Annotated in this window: 9 protein-coding genes and 1 other RNA gene; 3 read left to right on the top strand and 7 right to left on the bottom strand. The window is 71.5% G+C overall.

The features are described 5' to 3' along the window. The first annotated feature begins 207 nt into the window (after window positions 1–207). Window positions 208–2,151, top strand: a complete 1,944-nt coding sequence (locus tag AB0M56_RS02685; protein ID WP_364170236.1) for an FG-GAP-like repeat-containing protein — start codon at window positions 208–210, stop codon at window positions 2,149–2,151. 181 nt (window positions 2,152–2,332) lie between these two features. Here the strand turns inward: AB0M56_RS02685 and recR are convergent, their stop codons facing one another. Together recR and AB0M56_RS02675 are read right to left on the bottom strand one after the other, a co-directional pair. Further along, entirely contained in the window at window positions 2,333–2,929 is a 597-nt protein-coding gene (recR, locus tag AB0M56_RS02680; RefSeq protein WP_220244932.1) for a recombination mediator RecR, read from the bottom strand. A gap of 3 nt (window positions 2,930–2,932) precedes the next feature. Then, the gene (locus tag AB0M56_RS02675; protein WP_220244933.1) at window positions 2,933–3,295 is read right to left on the bottom strand and encodes a YbaB/EbfC family nucleoid-associated protein; all 363 of its coding nucleotides are present in this window, start codon (window positions 3,293–3,295) and stop codon (window positions 2,933–2,935) included. A gap of 96 nt (window positions 3,296–3,391) precedes the next feature. Here AB0M56_RS02675 and AB0M56_RS02670 point away from each other — a divergent pair, with 96 nt between their 5' ends. Further along, window positions 3,392–4,243: an N-acetylmuramoyl-L-alanine amidase gene (locus AB0M56_RS02670; protein WP_364170734.1), complete on the top strand. Its 852-nt coding sequence runs from the start codon at window positions 3,392–3,394 to the stop codon at window positions 4,241–4,243. Between the two features lie 524 nt (window positions 4,244–4,767). Here the strand turns inward: AB0M56_RS02670 and AB0M56_RS02665 are convergent. Both AB0M56_RS02665 and AB0M56_RS02660 read right to left on the bottom strand, forming a co-directional pair. Then, the gene (locus AB0M56_RS02665; protein WP_364170233.1) at window positions 4,768–6,933 is read right to left on the bottom strand and encodes a DNA polymerase III subunit gamma and tau; all 2,166 of its coding nucleotides are present in this window, start codon (window positions 6,931–6,933) and stop codon (window positions 4,768–4,770) included. A gap of 45 nt (window positions 6,934–6,978) precedes the next feature. After that, window positions 6,979–8,583 (bottom strand): ALF repeat-containing protein, encoded by a 1,605-nt coding sequence (locus AB0M56_RS02660; protein WP_364170231.1) that lies wholly within the window; start codon window positions 8,581–8,583, stop codon window positions 6,979–6,981. A 111-nt stretch (window positions 8,584–8,694) separates the two neighbouring features. On the opposite strand from AB0M56_RS02660, the gene AB0M56_RS02655 reads away from it, so the two are divergent. Continuing rightward, entirely contained in the window at window positions 8,695–9,561 is an 867-nt protein-coding gene (locus AB0M56_RS02655) for a fused MFS/spermidine synthase (RefSeq protein WP_364170228.1), read from the top strand. A gap of 27 nt (window positions 9,562–9,588) precedes the next feature. Here the strand turns inward: AB0M56_RS02655 and ffs are convergent. From ffs to AB0M56_RS02640, 3 genes are all read right to left on the bottom strand, one after another. Further along, window positions 9,589–9,683, bottom strand: an RNA gene (gene ffs / locus AB0M56_RS02650) — signal recognition particle sRNA small type. A gap of 28 nt (window positions 9,684–9,711) precedes the next feature. Further along, complete coding sequence (locus tag AB0M56_RS02645) at window positions 9,712–10,140, bottom strand: roadblock/LC7 domain-containing protein (RefSeq protein WP_364170225.1); 429 nt, start codon at window positions 10,138–10,140, stop codon at window positions 9,712–9,714. Continuing rightward, window positions 10,137–12,605 carry a nitrate- and nitrite sensing domain-containing protein gene (locus AB0M56_RS02640; protein ID WP_364170222.1) on the bottom strand — a complete coding sequence of 823 codons (2,469 nt, stop codon included), beginning with the start codon at window positions 12,603–12,605 and terminating at the stop codon, window positions 10,137–10,139. Before AB0M56_RS02640 ends, AB0M56_RS02645 begins: the two co-directional genes overlap by 4 nt. Window positions 12,606–12,823 lie beyond the last annotated feature (218 nt).

The raw sequence follows: 12,823 nt of genomic DNA, 5'->3' as shown, positions 1-12,823 counted from the left end.
TTACATCGTTGTTTGTCACTGCGCTGTCGAAACACTGTTGTGTCTCGCGAATCGAAACCGTGGTACTGGAACTGACCACCGCGGTCGGGGCCGGGCCTGCGGCATAGCTGCCACGTCGTACTGCAACCTGTCCTAGAAAGAAGATTGATGCGGAAACACGCAAAGTCGCTCGGTGCGGTCACCGCGACCGTCCTCGCAGGAGCGTTGGTGACCGTACCCTCGGCACAGGCCGTTTCTTCCCCGGGCACGGGAACCGACGGTTTCGCGACCAAGATCACCACGGACGGGCGCTCGTGCAGCGGCGCGCTCGTCGCCCCCAGCTGGGTGGTCACGGCGGCCACATGCTTCGCCGAGACTCCCGACGGCGGCGTGCCCGTGAAGGACACCACGGCGATAGTCGGGCGGCCCGACCTTACGACCAGTAGCGGCCACGCGGTGAAGGTCACGACAGTCACCACGCAGGCCGACCGCGGCTTCGCCTTGGCGAAGCTGGAAACCCCGATCAGTGACATCACCCCCCTGGCGCTTGGGAGTACCGCTCCGACGGCCGGAGACTCGCTCCGCGTGGCGGGCTTCGGGCGTACCGGCACGGAATGGATCCCCAACCAGCTGCACACCGCGACGTTCAGTGTCGCCTCGGTCGGGGTCACCGAGGACGTGCTGACCGGCGACAACGGGGTTGACACCTGCCGAGGCGACGCCGGCGCGCCCGTAGTCGCGGACCGCGGCGGCGTGGCCACGCTGGTCGGTGTGGTCACCAAATCGTGGCAGCACGGCTGCTTCGGCGAGACCGAGACACGCCAGGGGACCACGGCCACGCGGATCGACGACCTCACCAGCTGGGTGCGCGACCAGGTCCTCGCCCCCACGGCCAAGGGCATCGGGCACTCGATCACCGTGAGCTGGAACTCGCTGCCCGCCGCCGACAACGCGACATACCGCGTCTACGGTTCGACGAGCCCCGACGTGCCGACCGATGCCGCGCACCTGCTGGCGACCACGCAGTCCACATCGTACAGCCAAGGCTCCCTGCCCGGTCATCAGACCCGCTACTACCGGGTCGCTGCCGCGACCGCGGACGGGTTCGCCAACGCCCCGACTGATGTCGTCTCCGCCACGACCCCGGCCGCGGCCCACGACTTCACCGGTGATGGCAAGGACGACGTCGCCGCAGCGTACGACTTCGGGAGCAAGCGCACCGGCGTCTACGTCTGGCCGACCACCGCCACCGGAACCGGCGCTCCGGCGCTCAGGTGGGACAGCGGCGCCGGCCAGTTCAACGCCGCCCAGGCCCGATGGGTCACCGGTGACTTCAACGGTGACGGCCGCAGCGACTTCGCCGCGGTCTACGATTACCTGAACAACACCGCCAACCTGTTCTTCTGGTACGGCAACGCCTCCGGCGGCTTCGACCCGCAGGGGGTCAAATGGGGCGGCAGCTTCAACGCCACCAAGGCCAAGTTCGTGTCCGGTGACTTCGACGGTGACGGGCTCACCGACATCGGCGCCGCCTACGACAACGGCAACTCCGACACCTCGTTCCTCGTCTGGCACACCACCGCCACGGGCGTCGACGCGCCGGTCACCAAGTGGTCGAGCGGTGCGGGCAACTGGGTCACCTCGCGGTCGTACTGGCTGACCGGTGACTTCAATGGTGACGGCCGGGCCGACGTGGCGTCGTTCTACGACTACCTGAACAACACGACGAACCTTTTCATCTGGTACTCGAAGCCGGACGGCACCTTCACCGACCAGTCCGTGAAGTGGGGCGGCACGTTCTCCGACCCCAAGGCACAGTTCGTGTCCGGCGACTTCGACGGCGACGGGCTCACCGACATCGGCGCCGCCTACGACAACGGCAACTCCGACACCTCGTTCCTCACCTGGCGGGCCACCACAGCCGGTGTCGACGCCCCGGTGACACGCTGGGACAGCGGCGCAGGCGGATGGACGCTCACCAAGTCGCACTGGAGCACCGGCGACCTCGACGGTGACGGCCGCACCGACGTCATTGCGATGTACAACTACGGCAGCTCCAACACCGTGTTGTACACCTTGCACAGCGAGGCAGGCGGAACTCTCGGCGCCCTTACCCACCACTGGGACAGTGGCGTCGGCAACTTCGACGCCACCCCGGCCGTCCTTTTCTGACCGGCCCTCGCGAACGGTCTGTCCGGCACCCCCTCCGCCGGGCAGACCGTTCGTCGTCGAAGCCTGGCCACCCGGGTGGATGGTCTTCGGGCGCTCGCTGCGCCGGGACCTGAACGCGAAACGGCCCCTTCTCCTGAGTCTCAGGTGAAGGGGCCGTTTCGCTTTTGTCGCTCCGGCGTCTTTACAGCGCCCGCCGGCCGGACAGCGCACGGCCGAGGGTCAGCTCGTCGGCGAACTCCAGGTCACCGCCCATCGGCAGGCCCGAGGCCAGCCGCGTGACGGACAGGCCCGGGAAGTCGCGCAGCATGCGCACCAGGTACGTGGCCGTGGCCTCGCCCTCGGTGTTGGGGTCCGTGGCGATGATGATCTCGCTGATGTCCGCCGCACCGATGCGCTTGAGCAGCTCACGCATGCGCAGCTGCTCCGGCCCGATGCCGGACAACGGGTCGAGCGCCCCGCCCAGTACGTGGTAGCGGCCCTTGAACTCGCGCGTGCGCTCCACGGCCAGGACGTCTTTCGGCTCCTCGACCACGCAGATCACCGTGAGGTCGCGGCGCTCGTCCCGGCAGATGCGGCAGGTCTGCTGCTCGGAGACGTTGCCGCAGATCTCGCAGAACTGCACGCCTTCCTTGACCTTGCCGAGCACGTCCTGCAGCCGCCCGATGTCGGCGGGATCCGTTGCCAGGAGGTGGAAAGCGATGCGCTGGGCGCTCTTCGGCCCGACCCCGGGAAGCCGCCCGAGCTCGTCGATCAGGTCCTGGACCACACCCTCGTACAAGGGTCAGCCGCCGAACCCGAGGCTGCCGAGGTCCGGCATCCCGCCGCCGCCGCCAAGGCCACCCGCCAGGGGGCCGAGCTTCTGCTCGGTGAGCTTCTGTGCGTTGGCCGACGCGTCGCGCACCGCGGCGACCACGAGGTCGGCCAGGGTCTCGACGTCGTCCGGGTCGACCACCTTGGGGTCGATCACGAGGTTCTTGAGCTGGCTGTCGCCGGACACCGTCGCGGTGACCAGGCCGCCACCCGCGGTGCCCGTGACCTCGGTGTTCGCGAGCTCCTCCTGCGCCTGCACGAGCTGCTGCTGCATCTGCTGCGCCTGCTGCATGATCTGCGACAGATCGAAGCCGCCGCCGCCGGGTTGCACCATGATCGCTCTCGATCCTTCCGCCACTGGGTGTTCCTCCCCAGCGTAGCCGCGTCGCCGCGCTGCCTGCCCAGGCGCCACGCGCACGCCTGTGGCACGGTGGTCGCCGTGCGCGTGAACCCTCTCCCGCTGCTGGCCGGCCTGGTGCTGCTCACAGCGTGTTCCGGTGGTGGCGGGACGCCGGCCGCGACGCCTGCGGTCACCCCGGTGACCACGTCTTCACCGGCTGTCGTGTCGTCGTCCTCGGTGGCTTCCCCACCGCCAGTGCCGTCGACGTCCTCGTTTTCGGCCAAGCCCGCGGTGACGGGCAAGGTCGTCGTGCTGGACCCCGGCCACAACGGCGGCAACGCGTCGCACCCGAAGGACATCAACCGCAGCGTCCCGGCCGGGCGCGGCGAGATGAAGCCGTGCAACACGACCGGCACGGCCACCAACGCGGGGTACTCCGAGCACGCGTTCAACTTCGCGGTGGCTCAGGAAGTCGGGAACGCGTTGGCGGCCAAGGGGATCAAGGTCGTCTACACGCGCACGAACGACACCGGCGTGGGCCCGTGCGTCGATCGCCGCGCGGAAATCGGCAACGACGCCGGCGCCGACGCGGTCGTCTCCATCCACGCCGACGGCTCCACCTCCGCGGGCGCGCACGGGTTTCACGTCGCGTACTCGTCGCCACCGCTGAACGCGGCCCAGGGCGCTCCGTCGACGCGTCTCGCCCACGCCCTGCGCGACGGGCTTCGCGCCGACGGCTTCACCACGTCCACCTACATCGGCAGCGCGGGCCTGTCCGCCCGCTCCGACCTCGGCGGGCTGAACCTCTCGACCCGCCCGACGGTCCTCGTCGAGTGCGGCAACATGCGCAACTCCGCGGAGGCCACGCTGATGTCGTCGGCTGCCGGGCGCACGAAGTACGCGGCCGCCATCGCCGAGGCGATCGAGTCCTACCTCGCCTGACGCGCTGGGGTAGAGCGTGTCTCCGAACCGTTGAGTGAGGCGCGCGGGGTGACTACAACGGCGGGCATCCGTAAGCCGATCACCGCACCGTGATGGAGGGGATCGGCTGCGCCAACCACAACCGCAAGGGCGCTGCAGGCGGGCCCCCGATCGGGCCGGATACCGAGAAGTACAAGACGCGCAACGTCGTCGAAAGGTCCTTCAACCTGCTCGAGCAGCGGCGCGCCTTGGCCACCTGCGGCGACAAGCACGCCACCGTCTACCGCGGCGCCGTCGTCCTGGCCGCCGTCATCGTTTGGCTTCGCAGCCGAGCCGCAGCCGTCAGCAGGGCTCGACCTCTCGGTTTTCGAATTCTGGTTCGCCCGGCGGCGTGTTCCCGGTGCAGTAGTCGATCCCGTCGAGAAGCGGATGCCCGACAGAGCCGCGAGCAACCCAGCCCGCGAAAGCCGCAGGACAGTCTCGTGGTCACAGCCGAGGTGGTAGGGCTATCGGCGATTGCCGCGCCGCACGTTCAGAGACACGCCCTAGTCGAGCGGGCGCGCGCCCAGGTGGTCGGAGATGAGCTTGCGGGCGATCTCGTCCGGGTCTTCCTCCGGGGAGGGTGGCGGTGGAGGCGGGACGGGGCTCGAGTCCTCCGAGTAGATGTCGTCGTCCTCGTCCGACGGCTCCGGCGGCAGCGGGATGTCGGGCTCGGTCGTGGCGACCTTGGGCCGAGAAGGAGGTTCCGGCGTCCGCACGGGCTCCGGGGCGCGCTGCGGCTCCGCGGCGACGGGCTGTTGCGCCGGTGCGGCAGCGGCGGCGGGGGCGGCCGACGGGCGCGTGAACGAACGCTCCGGCGTGGGCGGGGCCTGCTGGCGCTGGGGCGCGGCGGCGCGGGACGGCGCGGCGGCCGCGGTGGCGCCGTGGACGCAGCGGACCTGCCAGTCGCCACCGAGCACGTCGGACAGGGCGCCGGCGATCTTGCGCGCGTTGTCCTGGTCGGACAGGCGCCGGGCGAGGGGCTCGGACTTGTGCGTGAGCGTGACGCTCGTGCCCTCGACGTCGACGACGGTCGCCTGCGTGAGCATCGCTTCGAGGCTGCGGCCGCCGGCCAGCTTGCGCAGCGCGGCCAGCAGCTGCGGCCAGACGTTGCGGATCGCGGCGGCGTCGAAGCCGCCTTCGGACGCGGCCGGTGCGGCGGGGGCTGACGGTTCGGGAGCCGGTTCCGCCGCAGCCGCGGGGGCGCCGCCTGGCGTCCGCGGGGTGCCCCAGCCGTCGTCGGACGGAGCCGGAGCCGGAGCCGGAGCCGCGGGTGCGGCGGCGGCCGGGGCGGGCTCTTCCGCCGGACGCGCCGGAGCCGGAGCCGGGGCGGCAGGCCGGGACGGAGCCGGAGCAGCCGCGGGGGCCTGAGCCCGAACAGGCGGCTCGGCAGCCGGAGCGGTGGCAGGCGCCGCGGAAGTCGGACGCTGCGAAGGGCGCTGGAACTGGTGCTCCGCCGCGGGAGCCGAACGCAGCTGCGGCTCGACACCCGCCTCACCGCCACCACCGGCGACGACGGCACGGCGTTCGAGCCGCTCGATCCGTGCCAGCAAAGCATTTTCCGACTCCGTGACCGAAGGCAGCAGCATCCGCGCGCACAGCAGTTCGAGCACGAGCCGCGGGGACGTCGCGCCGCGCATCTCGAGAAGTCCATTGTGGACGATGTCGGCGTAGCGCGACAGCGTGCCGAGACCGATGCGTTCGGACTGCGCGCTCATCCGCCCGAGCTCCTCGGCGGGCGCGGACACCAGACCGCGCTCACCGGCCTCGGGCACCGAGCGCATCAGCACGAGGTCACGCAGGCGGTCGAGCAGGTCGGTGGCGAAACGGCGCGGGTCGTGGCCGGCGTCGGCGAGCTTCTCGACCGTGCTGAACACCGTGGCCGCGTCTTCGGCCGACAGCGCGTCGACCATGTCGTCGATCAGCGCGACGTCGGTGACACCGAGCAGCGACACCGCGCGCGGGTACGTGACGCCCTCGGGGCCCGCGCCGGCCAGCAGCTGGTCGAGGACCGACTGCGTGTCCCGCGCCGAGCCGCCGCCCGCGCGGATCACCAGCGGGTACACGGCGGGCTCGACCTGCGCGCCCTCGGCCGCGACGTTGCGCTCCAGCAGCGCCCGCATCGAGCTCGGCGGGATCAGGCGGAACGGGTAGTGGTGCGTCCGCGAGCGGATGGTGGTGAGGACCTTCTCCGGCTCGGTCGTCGCGAAGATGAAGATCAGGTGCTCGGGCGGCTCTTCCACGATCTTCAGCAGGGCGTTGAAGCCCTGCGTGGTGACCATGTGCGCCTCGTCGATGATGAACACGCGGTAGCGCGATTCGGCGGGCGCGTAGAACGCCTTGTCGCGCAGCTCGCGGGCGTCGTCGACACCACCGTGGCTGGCGGCGTCGAGCTCCGTGACGTCGACGCTGCCCGGCCCCTCGGGAGCGAGCGCGCGGCAGGAATTGCACTTGCCGCACGGATCCGGCGTCGGGCCTTCGACGCAGTTGAGCGACCGCGCCATGATCCGCGCGCTCGACGTCTTGCCGCAGCCGCGCGGGCCGGAGAAGAGGTACGCGTGGTTGATGCGGCCCGCCGCCAGAGCGGTCCGCAGCGGTTCGGTCACATGCTCCTGGCCGACGACCTCGGCGAAGGTCGCCGGACGGTACTTGCGGTACAGCGCGAGAGCCACTCCGCGAGAGTACCGGCACCGACCGACAACCTTCGCCGGGCCAGGTCAGCGCACCGAGGCGGCCGCCTTCGCCGCGTCCGCGACCAGCGCGTTCACGGCAGCGACGTGCGCGGCGGTCACCGCGTCACGCTGCTGCGCGCGGGGCACCTCGTTCGCGAGGAAAGCGCCGAGCGCCGAGTCGGGGCCGTCGAGCGCGCCCTGCGCGACCGCGTTGACCTCCTCGGCCCCGGGCGCGGACATCGCCCGGCCGACGAAGATGCGATTGTCGATCTCCTTCGATTGGTACTGCCCCTTCTCGAGGAACGCGGTGATGTCCGCCGGGGTGCCGTCGAGCGCCTTCTGCGCCCACTCCTTCGTGGCGGGACCGCCGGCGGCCATGATCTGGTTCACGGCCAGGCGTTCGTCGACGTCCTTGCCCGGGTAGTTCTTGGTGCGCAGGAACTCCTTGACCTGCGCCCAGGTCCCGGCCAGCGCGTCGGCCGCGGCCTGCTTCAGCGCCGACTTCCCGTCACCGTTGGCGATCGCCGTGACGGCCGCGCGGTCGTCGGCCTCCTGCGCGGTGTCGAGGCCGCTGCGGACGAACGCGGTCAGGTTCTCGTCCGTGCCGCTCAGCGCCGCGCGGGCGGCGGTGCGGACGGCGGTGCCGGCGTTGCGCAGCAGGTACAGCGCGGCCGAGCGGCCGTCGGTCAGCGCGAGCGCCGGGTCGGTGCCCGGCGCGACGGCCTCGGCGAGCTGCCGGTCCTTCTCCGCCGCGAGCTCCGCCGCCGCGTCGGCCTTCGCCTTGGCGTCGGCCTGGGCCTTCGCGTCGGCGGCGGACGCCGCCTGCCCGGCCTGCTGGCCCGCCGCGAGCTGCGTGTTCAGCCGGTCGGTGTTCGCCTTGCGCGCGTCGGCCGCGAGCTTCGCCGCCGCGTCGGCCGCTGCCTGCGCCTGGGCCTTGAAGTGGAAATCCGCGGCCTTGCGCGCGAGGTCGCGCTGGTGCGTCACGGCCGCGATCTCCGCGTCGCCGGCCGCCGCGACCTTGTTCCAGAGGTTCAAGAAGTACCGGACGTCTTCGATCGTGCCGCTCAGCGCCGTCTGCCCGGCCGCGTGGACCTCGGGCCCGCCGGCGGACATGACCTGCGTGGCGCGCACGCGGTCGTCGTCGGCCTGCGCCTGGGCGAGGCCGGTCTGCAGGAACTCGTGCCGGTCGGCCGGGGTGCCGTCGAGCGCGATCTGCGCCGCCCGCTTCACGCCGGGGCCACCCGCGGACATGGCCTGGTTGACCAGCAGGTCCTCGTCGATCTCACGCGAAACCTGCAGGCCGGTGGCCAGGAACGCGCGGATGTCGTCCGGGGTGCCGTCGAGTGCCTTCTGCGCGTCCCGCTTCACGATCGGCCCGCCCGCGGCCATCGCCTGATCGACGAGCAGCCGCTCGTCGTTGTCCTGCGCGTTCTGCCGGCCGGTGGCCAGGAACGCGTGAAGCTCGTCGGCGGTGCCGAGCAGGGCCTTGCGGGCCTCGCTCGTCATCGTCGGGCCGCCGGTCTCGTACAGCGCCACGGCCTGCGCGCGGTCACTCAGCACGTCGGCGCTCGCCGGCGTGGCGACCCCCAGCCCGAGCGCCAGCACAGCCCCGGCGACGAGCAGTCTTGTCCCGTTCAACGGTTCCCCCACATCGGTAAAGGATCTTCCGAACCCCTATCGGCGTGGACGCGAAGGCGTTTCAGGTGTGCCCCAAACCGCCACAAGTACGCTCGGACAGACTCGTCCGAAGAGAGGAACCCCGTGAGCCGTTCTGCCCGCAACCGCGGCAAGGGCGGGCCGCGGCCGGGGAAGTACCCGGTGCGGTTCGGCACGGCCGAGCTGCTCGCCGACGCCGATCGGCCGAACGCGTGGCTCATCTCGGTCGACGGCGTCGCGCAGTCCTACGTCGACCTGGACGACCCGACGAACCTGGAGTTCGACTACGTCCGGCGGCTCGGCGAGGTCGTCGACTGCCTGCCCGAGGGGCCGCTCGACGCGCTGCACGTGGGCGGCGCCGGCTGCACCCTCGCCCGCTACATCGCGGCGACGCGGACGGGGTCACGGCAGCTGGTGTTCGACACGGACGGACCGTTGATCGAGCTGGTGCGCGAACAGCTCGACCTGCGCAGCGTGCCGCGGTTGAAGGTGCGGATCGAGGGCGGGCGCGAGGGCGTGGCGTCCCGACACGACGCGTCGGCGGACCTCGTGGTGGTGGACGCGTTCGAGCGGGCGTCGTTCGCGGGCGGCCTCGCGACGGTGGAATTCGTGACCGACGTGGCGCGCGTGCTGCGCGGCGGCGGCGCGATGCTGGCGAACATCACCGACGGGCCCGGGCTCGCGTTCGTGCGGCGATTCCTGGCGACGGTCGGCGAGGTGTTCTCCCACGTCGTGCTGCTGGCCGAGCCCGGGGTGCTGCGCGGGCGGCGCTTCGGCAACGTCGTGGTGGCGGCTTCGCGCGCCGAACTGGCGGTGGACGTCCTGACGCGCAAGGCGGCTTCTTCGGCATACCCCGCGCGCTGCGTTTCCGGCGGCGAGCTGCGGAAGCTGCGGGGGAAGGCGCTGCCGGTGCGGGACGCCGAGCCGGTCGCCTCGCCGGTGCCGCCGGAGGACGTGCTCGGGCTGTTCTGAAGAGCCCTGAAAACTTGGCCCCGAAAATAAAGGGGACCCCGCGCACCCGTCAGAGCCTGCTTATCCTTGCTGCCTTCCGGCCCTGGGGAGGTTCACAGGGTGGACGCCGCGCGGGGTCCGTTGTCCAGTGTAGCGGAGGCGAACCGGCGCCTAGCTGCCGACCGCTTGTTTGAGCTCCTCGATGAGCGCCGGCGTCAGGACCTCGGTGGCGCGGTTGGCGAACATCGCCATCTCGTACGCGATCGTGCCCAGGCTGGCCTGTTTGTTGGCCAGCACGCCGAGCGAGCAGCCGACGCTGATGGTGCAGACCAGCAGGTAACCGCGCTCGAGCTCGACGATCACCTTGTCCGGCGAGCCCAGCGGGTGGCTGTCGGCGACGCCCTGGGCGAGGCCGAGCATGGCGGACGAGATGGCGGCCAGGCGATCGGCGTTGTCGCGTTCGAGTTCCTGGGACATGGCGATGAGCAGGCCGTCGGACGACACCGCGAGGGCGGCGATCGCGCCGGCGGTGTGGAGTGCGAAGCGGTTGACCAGCCAGTTGAAGTTCTGGGCTTCGGCGCTGACGTCCGGGATCGTCATGTCTCTCCTCCTGCGTTGACGGTGGCTCGCGACGCGTCTGCCTTGGCCACGCCGTCGGAGTACGAATCGAAGACTGCCCGTTCCGCGGCCGGGTCACGCAGACCGCGGCGGACGGCGCGCAGCGGGGTCCGGATGGTCTGCTGCGCCTTGAGGCCGGGGGCCAGCTGAGCGCCGGGGACGCGGCGGGTCAGCTCCTGGTCCAGCGGAGCGAACCGCTGCGTGGTGAGGCCGTGCACAGCGGACTTCGTGCGTTCGAGCTTCGCCGCCAGCTCCTTCGCGCGGGCGACGGCAGTTTCCACCGTCTGCTGCGCCGGCACGGGCGGGTCGGCGGACAACGAGGTGGCGAGGTCGTCGCCGTCGAGGGTGAAGTCGGGTGCGGGCGGCTCGTCGGGTTCGGCGTCGGGCCACTCGGGCTCGGGTTCCGGGTCGCGGAACCAGGTGAAGCCGAGCGACGCCGTCTCCAGGACCGCGATCGCGGGCGCCGGCAGAGCTTCGGGCGCGCGGCCCGCGTCGAACAGTCCGGCGGCTTCGGCCGCCGGCTCCGATTCCACCGGCTTGTCCTCGACCGGCGCGTCCATGCGGTCGAACTGGTCGGCAGGCACCGTGACACGCGCGGTGACCCCGCCCGTGTCCGGCGTCGAGGTGAGTTCGACTCCCAGGGCGTGGCGCCGCGCCAGGCGGCCGGCGACGAACAGGCCGAGCACGCTCGTCGGCGCGAGCTCGAGGCGTTCGCGCTCCAGCAGACGCCGGTTCTCCTGCGCCAGCCTTTCCGCGGCCATGCCGATGCCGTGGTCGACGATCGCCACGACGAGGTCGCCGGACTCCACGAACTCCGTCTCGACCTCGACGCTCGTGGTCGGCGCGGAGAACGAAGCCGCGTTCTCCAGCAGCTCCGCGAAAAGCCGGACGAGGTCGGCGCCGAGCGAGGACGTGAGCCGCACGTCGGGCAGCTCTCCCAGCCGCACACGCGGGAAGTCCTCGATCTCCGCCAGCGCCGCGCGCACGGCCGTGGACAGCTGGATCGGGCCGGCGATCGGGTTCTCGTCGTGCGTGCCGGAGATGACGAGCAGGTTGTCGGCCGTGCGGCGCAGGCGCGCGGACAAGTGGTCGAGCCGGAACAGCCCCGCGAGAGCGCGCGAATCCTGCTCGTGGCGTTCGAGATCGTCGACGAGCGCGAGCTGGCGGCCGACGAGGTTCTGTGTGCGCTTCGCGACGTTCGCGAACATCAGGCTCGTGTTGCGCCGCGTCAGCGTCTGGCGCTCGACCAGCGCGGCGGCGGTGGTCTGGACCCGGTTGAACGCGGTGGCGAGCTCGCCGAGCTCGTCGTCGGAAGCGACGTCGATGGTCGCCAGGCGGGGTGCCTGGTCGTCGTCGGCCTCGGTGTCGCCGACGCGCACGAGCTCGGCATCGGCCAGGTCGGCGACGGAGGTGGCGGCCGAGGTGAGGCGGCGCAGCGGGTCGGCGATCGAGCGGCTCACGGCCAGCGCGAGGAACGCGACGAGTCCGAAGAGGACGGCCGCGCCGCCGCCGACCAGCCAGGCCAGCCGCGTCGCCGCCGCCGTGCGGTCGCCGGCCGCGGCGTTGATCTCGGCCGTCACGCGGTCCTGCGCGGTGCGGCGTTCGGCGGCCTGTTGCTGGCCGGCCGACACGACGTCGTGCACGTAGGGCTCGGGCTGGTCGTCCGGGCCGGGCAGCTGCGTGGCGAGCTGGTCGAGGCGGTGGGCGGCCTCGCCGGAGTCGACGTCGGCCAGGAGCGCGGCCTGGTCGTGGCCGGCGAGCTGGGTGAAGCGGTCGGCGTGCACCTGGGCGCGCTGGGTCGCTTCGTCCAGGAGGGACTGTCCGGCCGACTGCGACTGTGCCGCCACGACCAGGGCGGTGACGCGCAGCGACTCTTCTTCGTCGGCACGCAGGAGTGCTTCGAGCGCGGAGAGCTGACGGGCGCCCTCGGCGTCGGCGGCCGTGCGTGGCACGAGCTGCAGCGCGTCGATCAGGGCGCTCACCACGGTGTCGTACGTGCGGGCGATGCGTTCGGCGGAAATGCTGCGGTGCAAGGTGTTCTGCCGCTCGTCACCGAGGGAGGCGACGCGCGTGAGCGCCGTCTTCAGCTCGGCCGGCGCGGTGGCGCCGAGCGCGGTGCGGACCTGGCCGACGGTCGCGTCGACGATCTGCTGCTGGTGCACGAGGTCGGTGTCGGCCGTCGAGGGCGACGCCACGAAGGCGGCCGCGAGCACGCCCTCGCGCTGCACCTGCCAGACGAGCCCGCTGAGCTCCTGGGTGTTCCACGCGGCCCGCACGGTGTCGTCGGCCGAGGCGACGCTGCCGGTCTGCTTGACCACGAACGGCACGGAGACCAGCAGCACGGCGGCCAGCGGCGGCAGGAGCAACAGGTTGAGCTTGCCGCGGATGCCGAGTCTCGACAGCACCCGCGCACCGGCCCACCGGGGCCGGGTCCTGCCGTGGCGCATCAGCGTCACCTTCCCGTTCCTCCGCTCACGGGTGCCGCGGGCGGACTTCTGTACACAAAGGAGCAAGACCGAACGGATGACACCGCGAAGGAGGACCCTGCATGGAACCCGACACGCACAGTGAGACCCGTACCGTAACGGACAAGGGTGGCCGGCCCCTGGCTCTTCCGCGCGAGAGCTTAGCGACTGGCACAAGATCCCGACAACGCTTCAAGACC

This window comes from Amycolatopsis sp. NPDC051372, assembly GCF_040682095.1.
Lineage (GTDB): Bacteria > Actinomycetota > Actinomycetes > Mycobacteriales > Pseudonocardiaceae > Amycolatopsis.
Note: the sequence above shows the minus strand (reverse complement) of the source record. Positions and strands in the feature narration are given on the sequence as shown.

What these genes read in the sequence shown, in the direction of transcription:
- AB0M56_RS02640 (WP_364170222.1), bottom strand. Translation starts at nt 12,605, where the DNA reads ATGCGCCACGGCAGGACCCGGCCCCGGTGGGCCGGTGCGCGGGTGCTG.
- AB0M56_RS02675 (WP_220244933.1), bottom strand. Translation starts at nt 3,295, where the DNA reads ATGGTGCAACCCGGCGGCGGCGGCTTCGATCTGTCGCAGATCATGCAG.
- AB0M56_RS02645 (WP_364170225.1), bottom strand. Translation starts at nt 10,140, where the DNA reads ATGACGATCCCGGACGTCAGCGCCGAAGCCCAGAACTTCAACTGGCTG.